Origin of the sequence: Neobacillus sp. OS1-2, from assembly GCF_030915505.1 — a bacterium.
Lineage (GTDB): Bacteria > Bacillota > Bacilli > Bacillales > Cytobacillaceae > Neobacillus.
On the sequence record NZ_CP133265.1, the window covers coordinates 4,556,626 to 4,579,373 of the forward strand.

Below are 22,748 nucleotides of genomic sequence, written 5' to 3' on the forward strand. Positions count from 1 at the left end.
TCCGATAAAATAATATTCTTTTTGAAAAATACTAAAAAGACCTTTTTTGCCGAGAAAGGTCTTTTTAGCATTTTTCATGTTATTGGTTTCGAATCAATGTCCATCCGCATTTCTAATTTTCTAAGAAGATAGGTGAAAAGCATGACCAGTATTAGGTAATAGAGTCCGACTACGATATACGTATCCAATTGTCGATAATTTGACGCGGCCTCACTTAGACCTGAACCCCACAACTCCGACATCCCTACATAGGCAACTAAGGAAGAATCCTTTAAGCCAATAATAAACTGATTCCCTAATGGTGGAATGGAAAATTTGAACGCCTGTGGCAAAATAATTCTCCTCATCGCCAGTGGGTAACTCATGCCAAGTGAGCGCGCTGCCTCCATTTGCCCGCGATCAATTGATTGAATCGACCCCCGGAAAATTTCTGCGATATAGGCCCCATTATGGATGGCTAATGCCAACGCCCCCGCCCAAAACTGCGAAAATGTAACAACTGAGGCAATACCAAAATAAAGAATCGCTATTTGAACTATTAATGGTGTCCCTCGAATTAAGCCAATATAACCAGTCGCTAGTTTATTGAGCCATTTATTTGTGGAGATTTTGAAAAATGCCATGATGAGTCCAATCAGACAGCCTATTAAAAGCGATGTGATCGTTAACCTTAAGGTAAGAAGGGCAGCGAAAATAAAAACTTCGTAGGTGTCAAAGAAGATTTGAATAATGATAAACACCCTCTCCATGATTTAATCAAAGAGTGTCCACGGATTGGCACCCTCGTTTACACTCCTAATCTCCTAAAATACTGCGTCCGAACCACTTATTACTTATTTTCTCATAGGTTCCATCCTTGATGATTTCATCCAATGCCTTATTTATTTTTTCAAGCAGTTCCTTATCTTCCTTTCTGACAGCAATAGCCTGATCATCGTGTGAAAGCGGTTCACCCACATCCTTTATCTTGATTGTTCCCTCTTTAATGATGGGTAATCCGACCATTTGATCCGTAATGACGGCATCCAGCCTGCCAGTTGGCAGATCCATAAGTGCAGTAATATCACTGTCATACTCCACCACATTACTCTGATCTGTCTGTTGCAACGCTATTTCCTTGTACGTGCTAGCCTTTACTACTCCGATTTTCTTACCCTTTAAATCAGCGACAGATTTAATATTTTGGTTGTCTTCAGCCACAAAAATTTGCGCTCCTGAAACATAATAGGTATTGGTAAAATTCACAGACTTTTTACGCTCATCTGTAACCGTCATACTAGCGAGAATGGCATCATATTTTTTCGCCTGCAATCCTTGTATCAGTGTTTCCCATGGGTTCGTTACCGGAACGGGTTTCATGCCCATTTTTTTCGCCAGCTCCTTTCCAATTTCAACATCAAATCCAGCTAGTTTACCATTTTCTTTATAATTAAATGGCTTGTACAACCCACTCATGGCGTAATGAAATTCCTTTTGACCCTTTCCACTGCTTTTTTCTGAACTCCCACATGCCGTCAGTAGTATTGATACCATAAACAGAGAGACAAACAGCCCTAACATCCATTTCTTTTTCATGATAACCTCCTCATTTATTAGAGAATCTTGTTTAAAAACTGCTTAGCTTTCTCATTTTGTGGGTGGACAAAGAATTCATTTGGCGGTGCTTCTTCTAAGATTCTTCCATCCCCCATAAAAACTACCCGATCGGCAACCTCCCGAGCGAAGCCCATTTCATGTGTGACCACAATCATCGTCATTCCTTCTTTCGCCAGCTGCTTCATTACTTGAAGGACTTCACCGACTAATTCCGGATCAAGAGCAGATGTAGGCTCATCAAAAAGCATAATCCGGGGTTCCATTGCAAGTGCTCGAGCAATCGCAACCCGTTGTTTTTGCCCGCCCGATAAATTCCTTGGATAGGCCGACGCTTTCTCACCTAAGCCTACCTTTTCAAGTAAAATCATCGACTTTTCTCTAGCTTGTCCCTTGTCCATTTTCCTAACGTATACTGGTGCCTCCATGACATTTTCCAACACATTCATATGGGGGAAAAGATTAAAATGTTGAAACACCATCCCGACCTCTTCACGGACTTTATTGAGATTTGTTTTGGCTGGGGAGATTATTTCCCCCATGAGCATAATTTCTCCATGATCCGGCATTTCAAGAAAGTTAAGACATCGAAGCAGTGTGCTTTTCCCGGAGCCACTTGCACCAATGATCACAACAACTTCTTTTTGGGCTACGGATAAATCAATCCCGTTTAAAACCATTTGTTGGCCAAAAGATTTTACAAGTCTGCTTACTTTAATCATGGCATTCTCCTTTTTCATTTTGTTATTCTAATTCAAGAGATATCAATCATTTGTATATTATTATGCTATTAAATGAGAGATGAATATATTCGTTAGTTTGACAAACCAATAGTTCTTTTAGAGGAAGTACGGGAGAAAAAACGCATAATTAAGAGGGTTATCAATATAGCAAAAAGAACCTCAATTCATTCTCCAGAGGTCCTCTCTCCATTTCATTAAATTAAATATCTCCTTTTACCCATCATTGAAAAAATACCACAGAAACTAGGGTCTCATCTCAATTTAAGCGGCTTTAGATTCACAACGGACTCCTTTTTGATGAAGTATACTGCTAATTTTCTTGAGCTGTACAGCATTCTCGACCACGAGGAATTGGGGCTGAACAAAGGTCCTTTTAAGTCTAATTGTCAGCCTAAAAGCATTATTTACCTTTGAATCCAGACCATATAAGGCATGCCATCGGACGATTTGTTCTGTCTCGCAATGTTTAATTTGATTGAACGAGACAAATTTTCCATTTAAAATAATTCCTTTTTGTAAAATAAAGAAATTGCCTTGGTGCCGAATTGAATTAATTAGAAGGAACAACAAAGTCGCCAAACTGAAATAGGGAGGGCCTATCCAATCAGTAGTAAGAACTATCACCAAAAGAATTGTTAACACAAGAAGGACAGTCAACGTCCCCCATTTTACATATTGATAGGACTTCGTATTTTTTGTTAGAGGCTCCATCTGTTTCCATTCATTCGGTATGATAATACCTGCAAATTCATTTTCGTTAGTAGGGTAAAGTGCTTCTGCCGAGAGATCAGCTGCTATCTTTAAATTTACTAGATTTCGAATTAAATAGTAGATGCCACCAATAAATAGAATTGTAAAAATGAAAGTGGTTAGAATCATCATCATTCCTTCCCATAGAGATTACCGTTGGTTACATTTTCCACAAAAAACGACCTCCTGTCAAACGGATATTCCCTTGACCCTTTAACGTTTCTGACAAAAAATTGTTTGCCGTCCCTCTTGTTCGTTTTCTTCAAAAAAGAGGATGGTCCAATCGTCGAATTCAGTTAACAGTTCCTGAGAGTGGAGTTTATATTGATTTGATACTCCTTGATTGTCGTTCTGTGGTGACTGGTAGAAGGTCTCCATGAAAAAATACCCCAGCTTTTTGATGATCGTTTTAACAATTGGGAAAAGTGAGCGATCGAGATAATAGGTAATAATAACCAAATCAAAAATATTGTCTCCCCAATGGTATTTATCCCCGCTCGTAAGGTCTGATACACTGGGATGAATGTTGAGCTTATTGTTTGTTGCTAGCGTCTTAATATAGGTAATCGCGACCTCTGATATATCAATTGCCTTGACTTCGTATTTCATCTCTGCCAGGAACAAGCTATTTCCACCAAGGCCACAAGCAAGATCAAGCGCTTGGCCGCCCATAAGATAGGAAGACAGGTTCCTTAATCTTGGATTCGGAACGGGTTCCTTCAACACATTTATACGTTCATGATATTTTCTATTCCATTTCGTCTTACTGTTCATAAGAACCCTCCTAGCAATTATTAACTATTTTCTAAAAGCTTTTTTACATGACTGTTATCTATATACATCCCAATAATGGCTTCCAGTAATCTTATGAGAAAAAGAAAAATAGACTTATATAGGGGGGATGAATAAATGGGACATTCAGAAAACGGGGAGCAAAAAAAGTCAACTGGACTTGAAAATGAAATTCAAACAGATTTTCAAAAAGACATGTCCTACAGCGATTATCTACATCTTGATGACCTTTTATCCAGCCAGCATCAGCTTTCGAATCACCATGATGAATTGCTGTTTATCATCATACATCAAACGAGTGAATTATGGATGAAGCTTATTCTCCATGAATTGAATGCAGCGATCCAAAGTATTTCTCGTAACGAGCTGGAACCATCATTTAAAATGCTGTCGCGCGTGGCAAGAATTCAACAACAATTAATTCAGTCATGGAACGTTCTTACTACATTGACCCCAGCAGACTATATGCAGTTTCGTCATAAGCTGGGCCATTCTTCCGGTTTCCAATCCTATCAAAACCGCCTGATTGAATTTGCTTTAGGCCAAAAAAATGCTTACACCCTCTCAGTTTATAAACATCAAATTGATCGGTATGCATCCATGATGAAATCACTACATGAACCAAGTATCTATGATGTCTCCATCTCAGCTCTTGCAGCTAACGGACTACCTATTGATGAAAAAGTGCTAAACCGGGATTGGTCGAATAGCTATGAGCCCAATCTTAGTGTGGAGGAAGCATGGTTGACCGTTTATCGCAATACCGACAAATACTGGGATCTATATGAGCTGGCAGAAAAATTGCTAGACATCGGTAATCAACAACAACTCTGGCGCTTTAACCATATGTCCACAGTAGAAAGAATTATTGGGCATAAAAAAGGCACAGGCGGCTCTTCCGGCGTTACCTATCTCAAAAAAGTGCTCAACCAATCATTTTTTCCAGAGCTCATAAGCCTTCGCACGAAATTATAACTTTATTTATTTGCCGTCACAACAGGAAACGTGACGGCAATCCTCTCGTTGCCACTACCGGTATTTGCCGTCACGGGAAGGTTATACTCTGTTATCAGGTACCGCAAAAGGTTTTGTAAGGACTAGTTGATGGGGCAGGCAATGTGCAGTAATCAACTTGTTCCTCTGTGTGTGCAAAAGGTTTTGACAGAACGTCAAGCAGCCGTATCATTATGCTGAAATCTTTTTGTTCCACTGCCGCTTCAAGTGCCTCTTCAACCCTATGATTCCGAGGAATTACTGCAGGATTGCTGTCGCGCATTAATTGCTGGGATGAGGTTTTTGATTCCTGCTGCCTTCCCAATCTTGCCTGCCACTGCTCATACCATTGAGCAAATTCGGGTGTTCCAAACAAGGCAGTATCCTCTTGCATATCAAATGTTAAGGCACGGAAGGTATTGGTAAAATCTACTTGATACTTCTGCATCATACTAAGTAGGTTATTAATTAAGGTTTCATCCTGTTCCTCTTCGTTCATGATCCCCAGTTTTGCTCTCATTCCCGATAGCCAATTTCTTTGATACAACCCCATATAATTAGATATTGCATCCTGAGCCAGTTTGACGGCCTCATCCTGATTGACATGCAGAAGCGGCAATAGGGTTTCAGCAAATCGTGCAAGATTCCACCCGGCAATATACGGCTGATTGCCATAAGCATAACGGCCTTGTCTATCAATAGAACTGAATACCGTTTCTGGATCATAATAATCCATGAAGGCGCATGGGCCATAATCAATGGTCTCTCCGCTAACAGTCATATTGTCAGTATTCATCACTCCATGAATAAAGCCAACCAGTTGCCACTTGGCAATCAATGCAGCTTGACGCTTAATTACTTCTTGAAGCAGCGAAAGATACGGGTTCTCAGCCTCTTCAGCATCCGAATAATGACGCCTAATTGTATAATCAGCAAGGGTTCGAAGGTCTTCAACCGCCCCCCATTTCGCTGCATATTGAAAGGTGCCGACACGTATGTGGCTAGCAGCCACACGGGTCAGAATAGCCCCCGGCAGGTCCGTTTCACGGAATACTGCCTCACCAGTTTCAACCACTGCTAGACTACGGGTAGTAGGAATTCCAAGGGCATGCATGGCTTCGCTGATGATGTATTCACGCAGCATCGGCCCAAGTGCCGCTCTGCCATCACCACCGCGGGAGAACGGGGTTCTACCTGGACCCTTTAGCTGAATATCGACACGTTTACTCAAAGGGGTAATTTGTTCGCCAAGTAAGATCGCCCTGCCGTCCCCCAACATGGTAAAATGCCCAAATTGATGCCCCGCATATGCTTGCGCAAGCGGAAAAGCACCTTCTGGAATTTGATTGCCAGCAAAAACCGCAACACCCTGTTCGCTTTCCATCTCCTGGACATTTAATCCAAGGGATTTTGCCAAGGGTTGATTAAGAATGATCAACCTCGGTGAGCTTACAGGAGTCGGGTTGCAACTTGAAAAGAATGTATTCGGCAAACGGGCATAACTGTTGTCAAAGTTCCATCTTGCTTCATTTATACCTTTTTTCTCAATCATTGTATCACCTTATTTTCTTCATCTTGTTAAAGGGTTGGACTATTTGCTGGTTTTTAGCTTTGAACTTAACACTTTTTTTCTGATTCTTCAAGCAAATCCCCTTTTTAAATCTCCCCTATTATATGTTATATTCCTAAATTTCTTGTAGGAAAGTAGAAAATCCTTGAGACCAAGGAAGGAATGACGATGTATAAAAAAGAATACTATAGAAGGCATTGAATAGGAGGAAAAGAATGTTAACCGAGAAACAATTAGTTGATATCAAGGCATTACAGAAAGATTGTGAGCAAGAAGGTGGATTTCAGTTGAAGCTGAATTTCGAAATGCTTGAAAACCGCGGTAATAATGGAAAGGAAGACTTCTTTCATTATGAAGACGGCAAGCTTGTAGGCTTTCTGGGGAGCTATGGTTTTGGAAATAAGGTGGAACTTTGCGGTATGGTCCACCCAAGTTACCGGCGGAGAGGAATATTTTCGAGTTTATTGAGAATGGGCATCGATGAAGCGAAGAAACGAAAGTATAGAACAATCTTGTTAAATGCCCCAACAGGCTCTCACACTGCAAAAGAGTTACTAAATACCATTCCGTGTACATTTTCCATTGCAGAATATCAAATGAAGTGGCAGGAAACTCAATTGCCTGAGGATTCATCCGTTTTCCTAAGATCGTCTTTTTCAAAAGAGGATAGGGAAACAGAAATAAAACTAGATGTCATGTGCTTTGGATTTTATGAAAATGAAGCACATGGATTTGAACAGGTAATAGAAAACAGCAGTGACCAAAGGCTAATAATTGAAGTGGCTGGAAAATCAGCCGGAAAAATGCGCGTTTCTGAATTAAATGGTGAAGCGTGGATTTATGGATTCGCCGTTTTTCCCGAACTGCAGGGAAAAGGGATTGGGAGAAAGGCCTTATCAAAAGTGATAATGATGGAGCATCAAAAAGGACTCCCCATATTTCTGGAGGTTGAGGCAAAAAATGCTCATGCCTTAAAGCTCTATGAATCATGCGGCTTTAGAAGCTATCATTCACAGGACTATTATTTATATTTAGATTAGTTCATATTATATAGCTTACGAATAAATCAACCTATACAATCAAAAGCAGCGGAATTGAATTTCTGCTGCTTTTGTTGCTTTCTGAACGAATTTTCCATAATCCTGCAAAAATTCACTCAACGATTGATTTTGGAACTGTGCGTGCTTGTACTTTGGTATATTTTTTGTTTCTCCAATTCCGCCATTCAACAAATAACAGGTTGATTGCCATTCCAAGATAGACAGCAATAGGAAATGCAAACGAGCTGTCAAAAAATAATGAAAATGGGATGACAACGATCCGAAACGTAACAAAAACCCAGGTAATTGCATAACTTCGGAGAATCCATTCTTTATGTGCTTTTATTTTTCGTTGAGTCGCCCTAATCACACCCATTGAAGTGGTCCATAACCAAAAGACATTAAGGACAAGAAACGCAATCGTTGATCCAATCCCGCCCGTAGCAGAAAGTGATAGATATGGGACCATAAGAATATTAATAAAAATGGCCACCGCATAGAATTTTCCCAGCATTTTATGAAGCCTTGGGTTCTGTTGACTTTTCCATGTTAGCTGAAACGGACCAATTGCAAGTGAGATCGTACCTAATAAAATATGCGGGTAGAAAAACCACTTCCACCTTGTCACAGAGAAATCGTGATCCGCCATTTTCCCTTTCACCATCGGGGCGTGCTCTACTCCATTTAGCAAAAACATTATGAAAATATAAATGGTAAATAATCCAATAATTGAATACATCAATCTTATAGTAAACTTTCTATTTTTGTCATTTATCATTTTTTAAACTCCCTGCAATTATTTTTTCAAAACATAAATATGGGGCTGCCCGGAATGGAAAACGAATCATTCCCCTTTCTTGATAACCGGCCCGTTCGTACATTTTCACTGCACCGGAATTTAAACTAAATACATCCAGACGAATGCTTGAATACCCATTTCTATGGGCATAATCTTCTGCAAATTGAAGCAGCTGCTTTCCATAACCTTTTCCTTGATAATCTGGATGTACAGCTAATCGATGAATCAATAATGGTCTCCCCTCTTCATCCTCCCATTTAAGTTCCTGATATTTTTTGCTTTCATTTGTATCAACTACGACCGCACCCAATATTTTTTTGTCTGCTGATAAACCAAATAGATGGCCATTTTTAATATCTGTCTTTATGATAAATCGATTGGGATATAGTCGATCCCACTGCTTTATCCCTTTTCTCCTTAAATCAGCAGTTATATCAGTATATAATTGCGTTACTGCTCTTAATTTTATAAGTCCAATCGCATGAATTTCCATTACAGCACCTCACAAACAAACCGACTGCCGGTATGTTCATTTTTTAAAATTCCCAGCGAGGGAATTATGTTAATGTCTTAATGATGACCTTAAATATTTCACTCGACTCCACATGGTCCTTCTCGTCAGTGGATAAAATTTGCGTGACCCTTAAACCGTATGAAAAAGTCATCAATAAGCTTGACATTTTTTCGGCGTCAATATTCGCTGGAATCACCCCATTATCCTGGCCCATTTTTATCCATTTCGTCCCCGTGTCTTTACTATACTTATAAATATTATTTAGGATTTTTTTGACCTTTTCATTATCCTGACTTAACAAATATATAAAAATTAAATTCCCGATATCATTTGCATTCTGCCTTGAAGAAAAGAACTGACCGACCGTGCTGAAACCTCCTTGGGTAGTGGATCCTTCCTTAATGGAACGAATAATATTCATATGAAATTTTTCATTCATTTCTTCAATTTTTGATTGAAGGATAAGTCCAAATAATTCATCTTTACTTTCGACATAATGATAAATGGCCCCTTTTGACAAACCTGACCTTTCAATAATGTCTTTTAATGTGGTATTCCGACAGCCCTTTTCGATGATGATTTCTTCTGTGATCGATAATATATGTTGGAAGCTCTGATTATTGTAGATTGTTGAATGATTCATTTTATTACCTTCCTTACCTAATCTAGTAGTTGGATTATTGAATATGGGTTAGGTGATCTAAGCGCACTTTTGCGTACCGACGATAAACAATGGTAAAAAGAATAGCTGTTCCTATTACACTGTAAAAAATAAGTTGTGAGACCGCTAAAAAGGTGGAAATAGATAATTCATAAACTAGGATGATTTTAACGATTGCCTCTCCCAATAGAGCAATTCCCCAAATGGCAGTCATAATTCTTAGGACAGTACGGAAATAGGGAATTTCCCAATTTTTCTTGAACTTACTCTTTTGTTCAGAAGCATCCGTCGCACTAAATTTAATTGCAAAATGATATATCAGCGGTTTAGAAAAAAACAGTGAGGCAATAAAAATTAGGCCTAATAATCCAGTGACCATTGATTCCCTTAATAAAATGAGTCGTTCGTTTCCACCTAGCACAAATGCCAATAAACTTAATAGGAAGCCGGAAAGCATAAATAATCCAAATGCATCCGCTTTTTTATATTTTATAACATGATATAGGTTATCAGCTAATGGAATCAGTGTTGCGACTAACAACGAAACAAAGCTTGAATAGTAATTTGTCAACAGGTTATACACTACAACAGGAAGGGCACCATTAATCACCAAACTAACAACAATCATTTGAATTACTTTTCTTTTAGAAGAAACTTTCACGCTCGCTGCACCTCTTTTTATTTTCTTTAATTCGTATCTTTATTTTACAAACCGACCGTTGGTTTGTAAATGGTTTTTTTACTTTTTTTTCCTTGGTGTTTTTGTCCTACACTGTACTACCATTCAAAAGACGGTGAGAGTCTCACCGTCTTTTGAATAGTATATTCTTACCTAGAGGATCGAAAAGTGCTTTCGATACCAAATAATCGTTCTTTCTAAACCGGAATCAAAATCATAGGCCGGGTACCAGCCCAGTATTTCCTTTGCTTTTTTAGCAGAAAGATACTGTTGTTTGCTTTCATGCCTTGCCTGATTTTGAATGATTGGCTGTAAATCGCTATTCATTATATTTAATATCCGCTCAACCACTTTCATAATCATTTGCGGTTTTTCATAACCAAAATTAAATGCTTCCCCCGCTAGCTGCCCGCTTTCCAGTTTTTCTGCCGCTAGTAAATGCGCTTCCACGGCATCACCAATGTAAAAAAAGTCACGTACAGTGGTGCCATCACTGCGGATTTCCGGTGCTTTATTTTGTAAAACCGATTGAATGGTATATGGGATGATTCTAGAAAAATTCAAATCTCCCTCCCCAAATAAATTTCCGCATCTTATGATACAAACCGGTAGTTGATACGAATGAAAATACATGTTCGTGAGTAGATCAGCACAGCTTTTAGAAACATCATAGGGGTATCTCCCTTGAAGCGGCAGTGTTTCGACATAAGGGGTTGGAGATTGATCTCCATAGGCTTTTTCACTGGATGTTACAATGACTCTATTAACGGAAGTTTGACGACATGCCTCTAATACATTCCAGGTTCCACAAATATTGGTTTCAAATGCTGCCAGCGGATTTAAAGCTGCTAATCCTACATTAGCCTGTGCAGCCAAATGAAATACAGTATCAATTTCAAAGTCTTCGATGGTTTGTTTAATTACTTGTAAATCTTCTACGCTTCCCATAACAATGTTCATTTGTTTATGAATCTCTTCTTGAAAAATAGAAAAATGGCTGTTTCTAACTAACCCGGTTACCTTTGCGCCTTTTTGAAGCAATTCTTTCACCAAATGCCTTCCTACAAATCCAGTGCATCCCGTAACAAAAACATTCCTATGTTCCCAGAATGGGTGTAAACCGAGCATACAATATCAGGCCTTCCCTTATTTCTTTCATTACGAATCACTTGAACAGTATCCTTGAATGGTCATCCTACCTTCCTCAGAAATCACCCAATCCAATTTAGGTTTATTTCTAGCAAATTGAAACTCACCATTTTCCACAAGAATCCCAAAGAACAAACCGATTTTTGCTATTAAAACGGGTAGGACGTTTATTTCTTGCTTTGTTAATGCACCATATCCTTTCAAAAACGCCCATCCTAATGCCTCGCTTTGATAATGAATAAGAAAAAAATAAAGGGCATAAGCGACATCAAATATACGTTCACCCCGTTGCAATGTATCAAAATCCATAAAACAACAAACTTCGTTCGTATCCTTATACAATTGATTCGATGGATTCCAATCACCGTGAATAATCGTCATGGGAAGATTGCTAGTATCAATTACATGTTGATTTATCAAGGAATAAAAATCAGCAATAACCATTCCCTCCCGGTATGGCAAGGGTTCCCCTCCCTCCTTCAATCGCTCCGTGATTGATATCGGATCGAGATGATAATACTGGTAAACGCCCGTTGAACTTGGGCTTTCCTTGATAGTTGAAAGGGTGTGATGCATCCTGCAAAGTATTTGTCCACTATGATAGGCTTGTGCTGGTATCCATTGAAAAGGAGATGCCTCTACGAAAGGTGTAACCTGCACCATATAATTCTTATACCTTGTGTATGAAACTCCTTGTTGATTTTGGATTGGTTGTAAGGCAGGTATACCTGCCGCTGAAAGTTTCGAAATGACTAAATTGGCATACTGCAGCCGCTCTAGCTCAAAATCCCGAAGGTAGATTCGTAAAACGTATTTACCCTTACTTGCGCAAATTTTTAGATTCGCGTTAATATAACCGCCACCTAGAAGGGATTCAACCTGTTGCAAATCCCCGAGCCCAAATTCCTTGCAAATTCGCTTAAGATCCCTCAGCAGAGTTCCCCCCTTCCTAATGGAAAGACCTACCAATAACTTTTTAAATCTTCTTCTGATGCAAATCCGTTAAATCCCGGTTCAATTTGTTTTATCAGGGTAAAGAGTTGGGTAAGTAACTTATGATAAATGGAGAAAACAAAAGGAGTATTTTCCGTGGACGAATGGATAAGTTCTATATTTTCATTCTGCTCTATTATTCTTACACCGCTGAAATGATAAAAAATTAGCTGACATTGATCGATATATACATATCCATCTTTTTCAGAAAAGGAATATTTAAGATAATTCCATGGGCCAATATTAACTCCAGGAAGTTCAATATCACATATATTCGAAAATAATTTAGGCATTTCATTTAGATACTTTTGATCCCCGAATATCCCTCTTTTGGGGTCGATTTTGCAAGCTTCTATCGTTTTCTCCTTCCACCAGTTCAAGCAGGCAATACCCATCTTATCTCGCCTAAAACTGATAAATCCCGAATTATATTCACCCGTTATATTGGTTACCCTTTTGATGAAATTCCGTTTCCATTCTGGTTTGTATTTTTCTTCTCTTGATAATAAGACCGAACAATTAGGCTGCCTGTTAAAAATCTTTTCAGGATCATCCAAAAAATATAAATCTGAATCCATGAATGTTATGCGTTCTATATCTGTGTACTTGGTAAGAATTGTTTCTAGGAAAATGGCTTTTAGAGTCCAACAATATTCGTGTATTTTCCGTTCTTTTCTTAAAGAAACAACCGACTCGGCTATTTCACTTTCATGGAATACATGTACATTTTTCCAATTTAATTTAATTAGGAGATTGTACGTTTCATCATCAACACAGAGGACAAAAAACTGAAAATCGCCTGCCCTTACCTTATCCAGAGAAACAATTAGTGCAAGGACTTGATACAATCTACTTTTTGTAATAATAGTGCAATAGACACTATCCAAACCAAAAACACCCCACTTTCTTGAAAGACTTTTCGTAACCTAACCAATTTAATTCCAATATTTTTGCAAATCAGCTTCATTTGCGAATCCATTAAAGCTTGGTTCCACGTTTTTTATTAAATCAACCGAATTACTAAGTTCGTTTTGATATTCTTGATAAATAAAGGGTCGGTTTTTTTGATTTTCGCGATAAACAGATTGAATGGTATCTTCGGAGATCATTCTCAAACCGCTAAAATGATAAAAAATAAGCAAGTGATCATCAATAAAAACTGACTTATTCACATTAGAAAATTGATACTTTAATTCATTCCATGGACCAATATTCACTCCCGGTGTTGTAATGGAGCAAATAGAAGGGAATAACTTTGGCAGTTCGTCTAAGTACTTTTGATCCCCAAATAAACTCTCTTCAGGTGAAATCCTACAATTCCCCAAACATTTCTCCTTCCACCATTTCACTGCTTGTATGCCAATTTCATCTTGCTTAAAGCTTATAAATCCCGAATTGTATATTCCAGTTATCGTAATCCTTCTTTTTAGTGCCACCTGATTCATGTTAGGTTTATATTTTTCCTCTTTAGAAAGCAGCACAGAACAATCAGATTGGTTTTTGAATATCGATCGTGGATCTCCCCAAAAATACAAATCCGAATCAAGAAAGGTAATCCGCTTTACGTTAGGATACGAAGTCAACACATATTCACATAGAACCGGCTTCAGTGTCCAACAGTATTCATGGATCTTACGTTGTTCCTTTAGTAATCGAATGTTTTTATCCAAATTTTTTTCGCGGATGACATACAAATTCTTAAAGCCAAGTTTTTTTATTAGGCGGCGGGATTCATCATCAACACAATGAATAAAGAGGAAAAAATCATCCCCCATCACTTGAACTAATGACCTATACAAGGCAAGACCTTGGTACAGCCTTCCATTGGTTAAGATCATGCAAAAAAAATTCTCAGAATCCGGTCGGTCCTTTACTTTTGCTTTGGAAGCCATAAACGATTCCCTTGCTCCCACAGTTTATTGATCTCTAGTACATTTTTATAGGTATCAATAGCTGTCCAAAATCCTTCATGAAGATAGACGGACAATTGGCGTGCTTTGGTTAGTTCCTTCATTGGCTCTTCTTCAAAAACGCAAGTTGTATCATCTGTTAAGTAGTTGAACACCTCCGGTTGAAAAACGAAAAAACCTCCATTTACGATTCCTTCTACCTTTGTTTTTTCTTCAAAGGAATCTGCCATCCCCTGATTAATTGCTAGAATTCCAAATTGACTTTTTTTCTTGATCCCGGTTACCGTCGCGATCGTTCCTTTCGTACGATGGAATTTCAACAAGTCTTGTAAGTTAATGTCGGATAAACCATCGCCGTAGGTTAACATAAAGCTTTCATCACCGATATATTTCTGTGCCCTTTTAATTCTGCTTCCGGTCATCGTTTCCAAACCTGTATCAACAAACGTGATTTTCCATTTTTCAGTTTGACCTAGGATTTGCACTTGTCCATCCTGCGAATCCATCGTAAAACTATTATTCTTCCATTCATAATCCATAAAATATTCCTTGATTTTTTCCCCTTTGTAACCTAACAATAAAACAAACTCATTGAATCCATATTGCTGATAAATTTTCATGATATGCCAAATAATTGGCTTATCACCTATTTGCACAAGCGGTTTTGGAATCTCATTGGTTAATTCACTCATTCTTGTGCCTAATCCCCCGCAAAGGATTACAACTTTCATGGTCCTCCCCCCTCCCCTTTTACGTTCATATACACTTGGATTTGTTTCAAGCAGACTTCCCTTACATCCTCATTGGCCAAATAGGCTTTTGTCCAATCAACGGTTTTGTCAATGGCTTGGTATATGTTCCATTTAGGAGTCCAGCCTAATTTATATTTTGCTTTTGAACAATCTAATCTTAGATAATGGGCTTCATGTGGATGAAAACCGCCCTCAGGTTTATAGGCAGCGCCCTTGCCCCATTTGGCACAAATCCTCTTCACCACCCACTCCACTGTTTTTCCATCATCCACATCAGGTCCGAAATTCCAACCTTCGGCATATAATGGTCCATCGTGATATAACTTTTCCGCTAGTGTCAAATAGCCATTTATAGGATCAAGTACATGCTGCCATGGTCGAATAGCTTGAGGGTTCCTTATTTTAATTTCTCCCCCGGCAATGAGAGTCCGAAAACAGTCTGGCATTAATCGATCAACCGCCCAATCTCCTCCGCCAATCACATTCCCTGCTCGTGCCGTCGCAATCCCAACCCCATGGAAATCATAATCTTTCATATGAAAAAATGAGTTTCGATATGCATCCGTTACAAGTTCGGAACAAGCTTTACTAGTGGAATAGGGATCGTATCCACCAAGTTTGTCCATTTCGCGGTATCCCCATGGCCATTCATTATTGTGATAACATTTGTCTGTTGTTACGTTTACTACTGCTTTGATTTTGACTCCATTCTCAATGGCCATTCTAACCCCCTCTAGAAGATGAACGGTTCCCATTACATTGGTTGCATAGGTTTCAACAGGATTTTCATAAGAGGCTCTTACTAGGGGCTGTGCTGCCATATGAATCACAATTTCCGGGTCAACTTTTAGGATTGCAGCTTGCAGACTTTCTTTATCACGAATATCGGCAAATTGAGTGGGAACCAATGATTCCAATTGACACAAATCAAATAAATTAGGTGAAGTGGGCGGTTTTAAGCTATAGCCAGTAACCTTTGCGCCCAAAGAATGCAGCCAAATACATAACCAGGATCCTTTAAATCCAGTATGACCCGTAACAAATACTTTTTTATTTTTCCAAAAATCTGCATTAGCCATCTTTATAATCCTTTCTTTACAGGAGTGAATGGACATTATTATTGAATCTCATTAAATATCATATGATTTAGTGTGATAAATAGCTTGGACAAAGTTACCAATTATCGTTGAAGTAATTTTCGATATAATGCTAACTGCCTTTTTGCCGTATGTGACCAGGTAAAATGGTTTTTAACGCGTAACATACCTGCCTCCCCCATCTGCTTCAGCTTTGCTGGGGTTAAAAATAGACTACTAATCTGTGAGATTAATTCGTCACGAACCTGATCAGGATTGATGAGGATTCCCGTTTTTCCATGGTCGATAATTTCCGGAATTCCACCGGAGTTTGTAGCAATAACAGGAGTACCAGTTGCCATAGCCTCTACATTCACAAGTCCAAATGGCTCTGCCTCCGAGGGGACAACTAATAAATCTGCGAGTTGATACCAGTGTTGAATCTGCTCGTGCGGGACAAAGGGAGTAAAAATGACGTGTTCTTTCATTTTCTCAGCCAGTTTTTGTAAACGTCTTTCGTATGCCGTGTATTCGGGTGTAGTCGTTAGAGTAATTCCTGCAATAAATAGGATGATTGATGGGTCATTTTTAATAATTTCTGGCATTGCCTCAAGAATATGATGAACCCCCTTGATTTCAATCAATCGGCCCATATAAAGGAGAATCTTCTTGTCCGTTACCTTCCATTCTCTTTTTAACCTTACCACTGTCGCTTTCTGTTCACCCTGCCATTTGGATTGAAATTGCTCAACATCTACCCCTAAATGGTTTACCTCGATCTTCGATGTTGAACATGGTGTTTCCTTTAGAATATATTCCTTTAAAAAATGACTGTTGACCACAATCGCATCTGCCGCCTCGAAACAGGCTGTCAATTCCATTGTTCCAATATGCGGACGTGACATAAATCGGGTAGACTGCATGACCAAAATGATTTTCACCTTTGGCATTGCTAAACGAACCATTTTTACAAATCGGGGACGATTTTCAATTTGAATGATATCTGGCTCAATATCTTGCAGCTGTTTAATTATTTGTTGGATATAGGTTTTGTACTGAAAGTGATACCGATGGAAGGTGATGGAGCCTTTTTTTTCATAAAAAGGTTGTTTTAATGTCTTTTTTCCTAAAATATAAAAATCTATCTCTTCTTGAAGTAGTTCTGTCACCTTCAAAACAACCCTCTCAACCGAACTGGATTTAACACCCGGAATAGGAAACGACCCCGGGGTAATTATCGCCACTTTTCCCTTCTGACTCACCTTGCCACTCCTTTCCAAAAACCAAATTATATACTAGCTTACTCGGTTCAAGGTAATAAGGTGTGGACAAGTAAGGCAGGGGACGGTTCTTATGCTTCTTTTTTTGAAGAAGCATAAGAACCGTCTCTGTGCATCTCTTCAGAACCTTGACCATGGTTGTTACATACTTTAATAGAAACTAATCATAGGAATGAGGAGATTCTAATTAAGCAGTATATTGGCATTATGGTTAATGATTTTATGTTTCAACGTATTCCTTTTGGACAAACAGGACATGAGGAATTGTCTTTTTATGAAGAAGCAGGGAGAGAGTACGATCTGATTCCTTGTTATTTTCGAATGCGGGATATTGAACCTGGTCAGAACAAGATCAATGCCTATGTATGGGATGTGGATCATGTGTACAGGATTACAAGTGTTCCAACACCCAGAGTTATTCATAATCGAACCTATTCCAAGGAAAATGGACCGCAAAAGCAAAAACTTACTAGACTATTGGAAGAAGGAATATTTATTTTTAATTTATGGACACGTTATGATAAGCTGCGCATTTCAACGCTGCTTATGCAAGATCCTGAGCTAAAGCCTTTTCTTCCAGACACGCTAAAAGCAAATCCCACCACCATTTTTGACATGCTGGATCGCTATAATTCCGTAATTGTTAAGCCAAGCTTTGGCAGCCTCGGAAGTGGCATGATGAAAATTGAAAAACACGGTACTGATTATGTGCTCCACCATTTCAATAAAAAGAAGCTAATCCCATTTACAAATGAACTACCCACCCTTCTATTAAAAGAAATTGTGTCGAGGTATTATATTGTTCAGGAATTTATACCCCTTTTAAATTTTGAAAACAGGCCATTCGATCTTCGGGTATCCGTACAACGTGGTACCTCTGGCAATTGGCAGGTTACGGGGATTTGTGGAAAGGCTGCAATGCATGGCTCCTATGTTACCAATGTGGCAGCCGGGGGGTCAGTTTTCCTTTTTGAAGAATTATTGGGAAAGAGTAATGTAAATGCTGAAGAAGTGAAAAAAAATACGGAAGGGGTCGCTTTACAACTGGCAACTACATTAGGAAATCAATTAGAAGGTCTTGCAGATGTCGGTTTTGATATTGGGCTTAGAGAAAATGGACAGCCCGTTTTTATCGAATGCAATTGCAAGGATTTACGTTACAGCTTTCGGCTAGCAGGCATGCTCCATGAATGGAAACAAACCTATCGAAATCCAATAGGTTATGGCAGATATATTTATGACCATTTGCTTCCGAAAAATAGGTGATGTAAAAGATGTAGAAAATTAGATGTTCATAATCCTCAAATGAATTCTCCAAGAAAATTATTTTAACCTTATTTCTTATTTACCGAACATAGGGATGTCTAACGTATTAACCTTCGAACCATCTTTTGCAGAGTAGACAAATAGTTCAAAATGGATTTCATTTGTGGATAGTAACTCTTTATTAAAAGTTATTTTAAATTCGCCCCATGCTGGCGCACCATCTGTTTGATAGTTATTTTCGATAAGTACTTTTTCTCCATTATAGAGTGCATATTGAAACACTCCCTCAAATACTTGCGCTTTGCCTGATACAATGATTTCTTCCCCTGATTCTGTTGCGACAACATCTTTAAACACTTCGTTATGGTACATCGTATCCTTTGGTTCTTTTACACTTGGCTTATCAGGATTTGTTGTATTTTCTGAAGTATTTGGTTTTTTTACTTCTTCTTGCTGTTGACTACAAGCTACTAAACTAACTGTTACCGCAACTATCATGATAAAATTAACCACTTTTTTCATTAATTTTAGCCCCCCATTATTATTATTCACATTTTGAAAATAGTGACATTTAAAAAAACGGTATCCACTATTAATGGATACCGTTTTTTTACTTATTCAAATAACGGACTAACAGCTTTCTCATTATGAATCCGATCGATCGCCTCAACAAGCAATGGAGCGACAGATATCGTTTTTATCTTTTGGATTTTTTTCTCTTCTGGTAACTCAATCGTATTCATAACGACAAGTTCCTTAATCGGTGACATTTCAATTTTTTCAATTGCTTGTGCGGTGAAGACAGGATGTGTACAGCCAGCGTAGATTGTAGTTGCCCCGTTTTCCGCAACCGCTTTTGCGGCTGACGTAATCGTTTCAGCTGTATCAATTAAATCATCAATGATTATGGCATTTTTCCCTTCCACATTACCAATGACATTAATGGTTTCTTCTTCATTTTCTCCAAGTGTTCTTTTATCAATTAGAGCAAGTGAAGCATGTAATAGCTTGGCCATCTTTCTCGCTCTTCCGATACTGCCATTATGCGGTGCCACAACAACAATATTATCTAATCCTTTATTTTCATAATACTGTGTAAGGATTGGTACGCCAAAAAGATGTTCCACTGGAATGTCAAAGAATCCTTGAAGCTGTGGTGTATGAAGGTCCATTGTTAATACCCTAGTTGCTCCTGCCGCTTCTAAAAGGTTCGCGACTAGCTTCGCCGTAATCGGTTCCCGCGAACGAGCCTTTCGGTCCTGACGTCCATACCCGTAGTAAGGGATCACAACATTTATCGCCCCCGCAGAAGCCCTTTTCAAGGAATCAATCATGATGAGAAGCTCCATCATATTTTCATTGACAGGGGAAGAAGTGGATTGAACAACAAATACCTCACTGCCCCGAACACTTTCTTCAATATAAATTTGAATTTCACCGTCACTAAACTTGGTAACTGAGCATTTTCCCAATCGGCAGCCTAACAGCTCAGCCATCTCGGCTGCAAGTGTTTCATTTGAATTCAATGTAAACATTTTAAATCTGTTATTTAATTGATACGTCACCTTATATCCTCCACACTGTATAAATTCGAATGATGCCATTACTCTAATCATTTCACTTTATTTTACTATATTAAACACAATAGTGGTAGGAGTTAATATACCGGTTATCTTGAATTATCACATCACAGTGTATCATTTTTGCAATAATTGAATGAGATTTTTTAAAGTATATAGTCTAGCCGAAAAAAGAAATAAATCATTGTAGTTATTTGCAACATACTCTTCGATAATATTCATTCCCTTTTGAAATTGATCGACTAAATAAAAGGTATACTTTTCATCCCAAGAGAATTGATTAATTCTATAGAGTTCATCGGCAATAATTTGAAACTTATATTCCTGCACCCACAGATTAATCTGATATATTTTATCTTTATTAGAGTAAACACTATTTTTGGGTTCATAACTTCTCCGGACATATTGAATAAAATCATTTATTTGCTCGGCCAGCATATTTGCTTTTTGCATTTCGAAGTTCATTTCTCCCTCTCCTTACTATCAAAAAATGAGTACTTTATAGGAAGAATGTATGTTTTGGAGCTGTTTTGTAACACCTATCATATAAAATAGCGAAAAGGCAGAGATGATATCCCCACCTTGATGTTTTTTCACTCCTTAAGTCGAGGTTTAGCGGGATCACAGTTTGGTGAATCCAGATTTGCTGATTCTGCTAATTTCATAAGATAATAACATTCTTCACGTGACATATGATCCGCCATTAATGGGGCAAAAGTTCCTAATGCTTGTTTACTCAGTTCCAGTTCTTCTATTTCATGTAAAAAGTTTTGAAACAGCTTTATTTCTAACTGGGCATCCACATTCATTTTTGACAAAGCTGGAAACGCAGTTAAATTGGTTCTTAAATATCCCGCCAATTCTACTGCTTTTAAGTAAAACGCTTCAAAATCTTTCTTAAAGGCCTCGCTTTTCTCCCGTAATTTCTTCTCAACACCATCTAAATTAGAGGAAATCGCCTCAGAATGGCCAACAGCATCCGATAACCATAAAAGATGATGATGTAGTTCATGGTATACAGGAGGAAGTTGCCCGGTCTTTACGTATGTTAAGATTCGTAAATACTCTTCTAGCTCGTTTACCATATGATTAAGAAACGTAGGTGAAAGGTGGATTTTGATTTTCCCAATAAGATGTTTTCGAATTAATTCAAATTTAAATTCGCGTAATTTTATTACTTCTGTTTCAGCTTGGACAGTTAATTGCTTTAAATCAGTCGAGTTCGCTTCCCTCAGAAGTTCATCGAATACCAGGATAAAATTTGAGGCCTGCTCAATCTCCACTGTTTGAACTGGCGCGAGAGCTTCATATATAAACCTTGAATGATCACCTAATATTTGGAGCCAAAAACGATGTTCAAATCTTGCTGTCTTCTCAAAGACATCATTCATGATTTTTCCTCCCAGTAAAAATTAGCCGCACTATTTTGAAGTATATTCTCATTCTAATTTTCTTATGAACGGTAGGAAGAAAAATTCATATGTGCAATAACTTTGATTCATTAAAATTAAACTGACGAATGTTAGGCAGGTGGACAATCACAATCGTTGCTTCAAAATACCATGGAGTAAGGAGGATGATTAAAATGGCATGCTCAATCAATATTTATCAATTTACGGTACAAGCTCTTTCTACTAATGCAAACATTAATTTTGGAGCGACCTATCATAACAGCCATAATGCCAATAGTTCGATCATTGGCGGGAATGTTAATTTTGGTGATGGCTGCGTAAATTCATTCACCAATATAACTCTTGGTAAAATAACTGCTTCAAATATAAATACCTCCCAAGATTCCTAACCAAAAAAGGGGCAGCCCCCTACGTTCTGGGGAACTGACCCTCTAGTCTTGTCACAATCATATTCAGAAAAAATTAGCCCTTATCATACCCGTCCCTTGAACGATATTGCTGTGGTGCCCGAGCTGGATAGCGGGCAGGGAAACTGAACATATGAACAAGCTGTGTAAATGGAATGGATGCAAATAAAAAGAATGACAAAATCACATGGACCTTAAAGAGGGTCGGAATCCCTATCATTAAGTCTGATAGTGGTTGTAAGGTGAATAGACTCCTAAACCAGGGACCAATCGTCAATCGATATTCATAAGCAACCACAGTTGTACTATAGATTAAGGTCATATATGTCCCCAACGCGGCAATGATGAGCAGCAAGACAATCGTGAAATAATCCGCAAAAGTAGTATGGACCCGAACGCGCGGAAAGGAAAATTTCCGAATTAACATAACTACCAGACCGAATACTACCATTAATCCCGCTATTCCACCGCCCGCAATCGCACCAAAATGGTACATATGTTCATTAATACCAATGGATTCATAAAATTCGATAGGAATCAATATTCCCATTATATGACCGATAAAGGCAAAGATGATCCCATAATGGAAAATAACGGATCCCATACGTAACCACTTTTTGCCGAAAATTTCTGTTGATGGTGCATACCAGCTTTTACCGCGAAAAATAAAGCGGTAAAATGTCGCTACAATTAGGATCGTACCACAGATATAAGGAAAAATCGTCCACCAGAAAATTTCTTCCATTTCAAACCTCCTTTGTAAACAAGCTTAATGTTTTGAGTTAGCAT

Annotated in this window: 26 protein-coding genes; 4 read left to right on the forward strand and 22 right to left on the reverse strand. The window is 38.4% G+C overall.

The window, feature by feature from the left end; translation table 11 throughout:
• Positions 1-74 precede the first annotated feature (74 nt).
• The 5 genes from RCG19_RS22685 to RCG19_RS22705 form a co-directional block, all read right to left on the reverse strand.
• Entirely contained in the window at positions 75-749 is a 675-nt protein-coding gene (locus RCG19_RS22685; RefSeq protein WP_207627617.1) for an amino acid ABC transporter permease, read from the reverse strand.
• Positions 750-795: 46 nt separating this feature from the next.
• On the reverse strand, positions 796-1,575 hold the full coding sequence (locus tag RCG19_RS22690; protein ID WP_308109037.1) for an ABC transporter substrate-binding protein: 780 nt from the start codon (positions 1,573-1,575) through the stop codon (positions 796-798).
• Positions 1,576-1,592: 17 nt separating this feature from the next.
• Entirely contained in the window at positions 1,593-2,315 is a 723-nt protein-coding gene (locus RCG19_RS22695) for an amino acid ABC transporter ATP-binding protein (protein ID WP_308109038.1), read from the reverse strand.
• Positions 2,316-2,597: 282 nt separating this feature from the next.
• Positions 2,598-3,215: a hypothetical protein gene (locus RCG19_RS22700; protein ID WP_308109039.1), complete on the reverse strand. Its 618-nt coding sequence runs from the start codon at positions 3,213-3,215 to the stop codon at positions 2,598-2,600.
• Positions 3,216-3,299: 84 nt separating this feature from the next.
• A complete protein-coding gene (locus RCG19_RS22705) occupies positions 3,300-3,860 on the reverse strand; it encodes a class I SAM-dependent methyltransferase (RefSeq protein WP_308109040.1) in 561 nt (186 codons plus the stop codon).
• A 135-nt stretch (positions 3,861-3,995) separates the two neighbouring features.
• On the opposite strand from RCG19_RS22705, the gene kynA reads away from it, so the two are divergent.
• The gene (gene kynA / locus RCG19_RS22710; protein ID WP_308109041.1) at positions 3,996-4,853 is read left to right on the forward strand and encodes a tryptophan 2,3-dioxygenase; all 858 of its coding nucleotides are present in this window, start codon (positions 3,996-3,998) and stop codon (positions 4,851-4,853) included.
• 94 nt (positions 4,854-4,947) lie between these two features.
• Here kynA and RCG19_RS22715 read toward each other — a convergent pair whose 3' ends face one another.
• Positions 4,948-6,423: a protein adenylyltransferase SelO gene (locus RCG19_RS22715; RefSeq protein ID WP_308109042.1), complete on the reverse strand. Its 1,476-nt coding sequence runs from the start codon at positions 6,421-6,423 to the stop codon at positions 4,948-4,950.
• A 233-nt stretch (positions 6,424-6,656) separates the two neighbouring features.
• Between RCG19_RS22715 and RCG19_RS22720 the strand changes: the two genes are divergently transcribed.
• Complete coding sequence (locus tag RCG19_RS22720; protein WP_308109043.1) at positions 6,657-7,481, forward strand: GNAT family N-acetyltransferase; 825 nt, start codon at positions 6,657-6,659, stop codon at positions 7,479-7,481.
• Positions 7,482-7,593: 112 nt separating this feature from the next.
• Here RCG19_RS22720 and RCG19_RS22725 read toward each other — a convergent pair whose 3' ends face one another.
• The 11 genes from RCG19_RS22725 to RCG19_RS22775 form a co-directional block, all read right to left on the reverse strand.
• Complete coding sequence (locus tag RCG19_RS22725) at positions 7,594-8,259, reverse strand: DUF2306 domain-containing protein (protein WP_308109044.1); 666 nt, start codon at positions 8,257-8,259, stop codon at positions 7,594-7,596.
• Positions 8,249-8,773 carry a GNAT family N-acetyltransferase gene (locus tag RCG19_RS22730; protein ID WP_308109045.1) on the reverse strand — a complete coding sequence of 175 codons (525 nt, stop codon included), beginning with the start codon at positions 8,771-8,773 and terminating at the stop codon, positions 8,249-8,251. Before RCG19_RS22730 ends, RCG19_RS22725 begins: the two co-directional genes overlap by 11 nt.
• Positions 8,774-8,837: 64 nt before the next feature.
• Complete coding sequence (locus RCG19_RS22735; protein ID WP_308109046.1) at positions 8,838-9,437, reverse strand: TetR/AcrR family transcriptional regulator; 600 nt, start codon at positions 9,435-9,437, stop codon at positions 8,838-8,840.
• Between the two features lie 34 nt (positions 9,438-9,471).
• Positions 9,472-10,116 (reverse strand): VC0807 family protein, encoded by a 645-nt coding sequence (locus tag RCG19_RS22740; protein WP_308109047.1) that lies wholly within the window; start codon positions 10,114-10,116, stop codon positions 9,472-9,474.
• 171 nt (positions 10,117-10,287) lie between these two features.
• Entirely contained in the window at positions 10,288-11,262 is a 975-nt protein-coding gene (locus tag RCG19_RS22745) for an NAD-dependent epimerase/dehydratase family protein (RefSeq protein WP_308109048.1), read from the reverse strand.
• Positions 11,263-11,292: 30 nt separating this feature from the next.
• Positions 11,293-12,171 carry a phosphotransferase enzyme family protein gene (locus RCG19_RS22750; RefSeq protein WP_308109049.1) on the reverse strand — a complete coding sequence of 293 codons (879 nt, stop codon included), beginning with the start codon at positions 12,169-12,171 and terminating at the stop codon, positions 11,293-11,295.
• 74 nt (positions 12,172-12,245) lie between these two features.
• A complete protein-coding gene (locus RCG19_RS22755) occupies positions 12,246-13,163 on the reverse strand; it encodes a putative nucleotide-diphospho-sugar transferase (RefSeq protein ID WP_308109050.1) in 918 nt (305 codons plus the stop codon).
• Positions 13,164-13,211: 48 nt separating this feature from the next.
• On the reverse strand, positions 13,212-14,168 hold the full coding sequence (locus RCG19_RS22760) for a putative nucleotide-diphospho-sugar transferase (RefSeq protein WP_308109051.1): 957 nt from the start codon (positions 14,166-14,168) through the stop codon (positions 13,212-13,214).
• On the reverse strand, positions 14,147-14,917 hold the full coding sequence (locus RCG19_RS22765) for a glucose-1-phosphate cytidylyltransferase (protein ID WP_308109052.1): 771 nt from the start codon (positions 14,915-14,917) through the stop codon (positions 14,147-14,149). The genes RCG19_RS22760 and RCG19_RS22765 overlap by 22 nt, the downstream gene beginning before the upstream one ends.
• Complete coding sequence (gene rfbG, locus RCG19_RS22770) at positions 14,914-16,017, reverse strand: CDP-glucose 4,6-dehydratase (protein ID WP_308109054.1); 1,104 nt, start codon at positions 16,015-16,017, stop codon at positions 14,914-14,916. Before rfbG ends, RCG19_RS22765 begins: the two co-directional genes overlap by 4 nt.
• A gap of 101 nt (positions 16,018-16,118) precedes the next feature.
• Positions 16,119-17,276: a glycosyltransferase family 4 protein gene (locus RCG19_RS22775; RefSeq protein ID WP_308109055.1), complete on the reverse strand. Its 1,158-nt coding sequence runs from the start codon at positions 17,274-17,276 to the stop codon at positions 16,119-16,121.
• A gap of 240 nt (positions 17,277-17,516) precedes the next feature.
• Between RCG19_RS22775 and RCG19_RS22780 the strand changes: the two genes are divergently transcribed.
• Positions 17,517-18,560: a YheC/YheD family endospore coat-associated protein gene (locus RCG19_RS22780; RefSeq protein ID WP_308109056.1), complete on the forward strand. Its 1,044-nt coding sequence runs from the start codon at positions 17,517-17,519 to the stop codon at positions 18,558-18,560.
• Between the two features lie 75 nt (positions 18,561-18,635).
• On the opposite strand, the gene RCG19_RS22785 is transcribed toward RCG19_RS22780, so the two are convergent.
• The 4 genes from RCG19_RS22785 to RCG19_RS22800 all read right to left on the reverse strand — a co-directional run bounded on the left by RCG19_RS22785 (position 18,636) and on the right by RCG19_RS22800 (position 21,531).
• Complete coding sequence (locus tag RCG19_RS22785; RefSeq protein WP_308109057.1) at positions 18,636-19,082, reverse strand: Gmad2 immunoglobulin-like domain-containing protein; 447 nt, start codon at positions 19,080-19,082, stop codon at positions 18,636-18,638.
• A 92-nt stretch (positions 19,083-19,174) separates the two neighbouring features.
• Positions 19,175-20,164 carry a ribose-phosphate diphosphokinase gene (locus RCG19_RS22790; protein WP_166242558.1) on the reverse strand — a complete coding sequence of 330 codons (990 nt, stop codon included), beginning with the start codon at positions 20,162-20,164 and terminating at the stop codon, positions 19,175-19,177.
• 93 nt (positions 20,165-20,257) lie between these two features.
• Positions 20,258-20,605 carry a hypothetical protein gene (locus RCG19_RS22795; protein WP_308109059.1) on the reverse strand — a complete coding sequence of 116 codons (348 nt, stop codon included), beginning with the start codon at positions 20,603-20,605 and terminating at the stop codon, positions 20,258-20,260.
• Between the two features lie 128 nt (positions 20,606-20,733).
• A complete protein-coding gene (locus tag RCG19_RS22800) occupies positions 20,734-21,531 on the reverse strand; it encodes a DUF2935 domain-containing protein (RefSeq protein WP_308109060.1) in 798 nt (265 codons plus the stop codon).
• Between the two features lie 194 nt (positions 21,532-21,725).
• Here RCG19_RS22800 and RCG19_RS22805 point away from each other — a divergent pair, with 194 nt between their 5' ends.
• Complete coding sequence (locus RCG19_RS22805) at positions 21,726-21,941, forward strand: spore germination protein (protein WP_308109061.1); 216 nt, start codon at positions 21,726-21,728, stop codon at positions 21,939-21,941.
• 73 nt (positions 21,942-22,014) lie between these two features.
• On the opposite strand, the gene narI is transcribed toward RCG19_RS22805, so the two are convergent.
• Complete coding sequence (narI, locus tag RCG19_RS22810) at positions 22,015-22,704, reverse strand: respiratory nitrate reductase subunit gamma (RefSeq protein WP_166240744.1); 690 nt, start codon at positions 22,702-22,704, stop codon at positions 22,015-22,017.
• Positions 22,705-22,748 lie beyond the last annotated feature (44 nt).

What these genes read in the sequence shown, in the direction of transcription:
- RCG19_RS22685 (WP_207627617.1), bottom strand. Translation starts at nt 749, where the DNA reads ATGGAGAGGGTGTTTATCATTATTCAAATCTTCTTTGACACCTACGAA.
- RCG19_RS22690 (WP_308109037.1), bottom strand. Translation starts at nt 1,575, where the DNA reads ATGAAAAAGAAATGGATGTTAGGGCTGTTTGTCTCTCTGTTTATGGTA.
- RCG19_RS22695 (WP_308109038.1), bottom strand. Translation starts at nt 2,315, where the DNA reads ATGATTAAAGTAAGCAGACTTGTAAAATCTTTTGGCCAACAAATGGTT.
- RCG19_RS22700 (WP_308109039.1), bottom strand. Translation starts at nt 3,215, where the DNA reads ATGATTCTAACCACTTTCATTTTTACAATTCTATTTATTGGTGGCATC.
- RCG19_RS22705 (WP_308109040.1), bottom strand. Translation starts at nt 3,860, where the DNA reads ATGAACAGTAAGACGAAATGGAATAGAAAATATCATGAACGTATAAAT.
- kynA (WP_308109041.1), top strand. Translation starts at nt 3,996, where the DNA reads ATGGGACATTCAGAAAACGGGGAGCAAAAAAAGTCAACTGGACTTGAA.
- RCG19_RS22715 (WP_308109042.1), bottom strand. Translation starts at nt 6,423, where the DNA reads ATGATTGAGAAAAAAGGTATAAATGAAGCAAGATGGAACTTTGACAAC.
- RCG19_RS22720 (WP_308109043.1), top strand. Translation starts at nt 6,657, where the DNA reads ATGTTAACCGAGAAACAATTAGTTGATATCAAGGCATTACAGAAAGAT.
- RCG19_RS22725 (WP_308109044.1), bottom strand. Translation starts at nt 8,259, where the DNA reads ATGATAAATGACAAAAATAGAAAGTTTACTATAAGATTGATGTATTCA.
- RCG19_RS22730 (WP_308109045.1), bottom strand. Translation starts at nt 8,773, where the DNA reads ATGGAAATTCATGCGATTGGACTTATAAAATTAAGAGCAGTAACGCAA.
- RCG19_RS22735 (WP_308109046.1), bottom strand. Translation starts at nt 9,437, where the DNA reads ATGAATCATTCAACAATCTACAATAATCAGAGCTTCCAACATATATTA.
- RCG19_RS22745 (WP_308109048.1), bottom strand. Translation starts at nt 11,262, where the DNA reads ATGCTCGGTTTACACCCATTCTGGGAACATAGGAATGTTTTTGTTACG.
- RCG19_RS22760 (WP_308109051.1), bottom strand. Translation starts at nt 14,168, where the DNA reads ATGGCTTCCAAAGCAAAAGTAAAGGACCGACCGGATTCTGAGAATTTT.
- RCG19_RS22765 (WP_308109052.1), bottom strand. Translation starts at nt 14,917, where the DNA reads ATGAAAGTTGTAATCCTTTGCGGGGGATTAGGCACAAGAATGAGTGAA.
- rfbG (WP_308109054.1), bottom strand. Translation starts at nt 16,017, where the DNA reads ATGGCTAATGCAGATTTTTGGAAAAATAAAAAAGTATTTGTTACGGGT.
- RCG19_RS22780 (WP_308109056.1), top strand. Translation starts at nt 17,517, where the DNA reads ATGTTTCAACGTATTCCTTTTGGACAAACAGGACATGAGGAATTGTCT.
- RCG19_RS22785 (WP_308109057.1), bottom strand. Translation starts at nt 19,082, where the DNA reads ATGAAAAAAGTGGTTAATTTTATCATGATAGTTGCGGTAACAGTTAGT.
- RCG19_RS22790 (WP_166242558.1), bottom strand. Translation starts at nt 20,164, where the DNA reads ATGGCATCATTCGAATTTATACAGTGTGGAGGATATAAGGTGACGTAT.
- RCG19_RS22795 (WP_308109059.1), bottom strand. Translation starts at nt 20,605, where the DNA reads ATGAACTTCGAAATGCAAAAAGCAAATATGCTGGCCGAGCAAATAAAT.
- RCG19_RS22800 (WP_308109060.1), bottom strand. Translation starts at nt 21,531, where the DNA reads ATGAATGATGTCTTTGAGAAGACAGCAAGATTTGAACATCGTTTTTGG.
- RCG19_RS22805 (WP_308109061.1), top strand. Translation starts at nt 21,726, where the DNA reads ATGGCATGCTCAATCAATATTTATCAATTTACGGTACAAGCTCTTTCT.
- narI (WP_166240744.1), bottom strand. Translation starts at nt 22,704, where the DNA reads ATGGAAGAAATTTTCTGGTGGACGATTTTTCCTTATATCTGTGGTACG.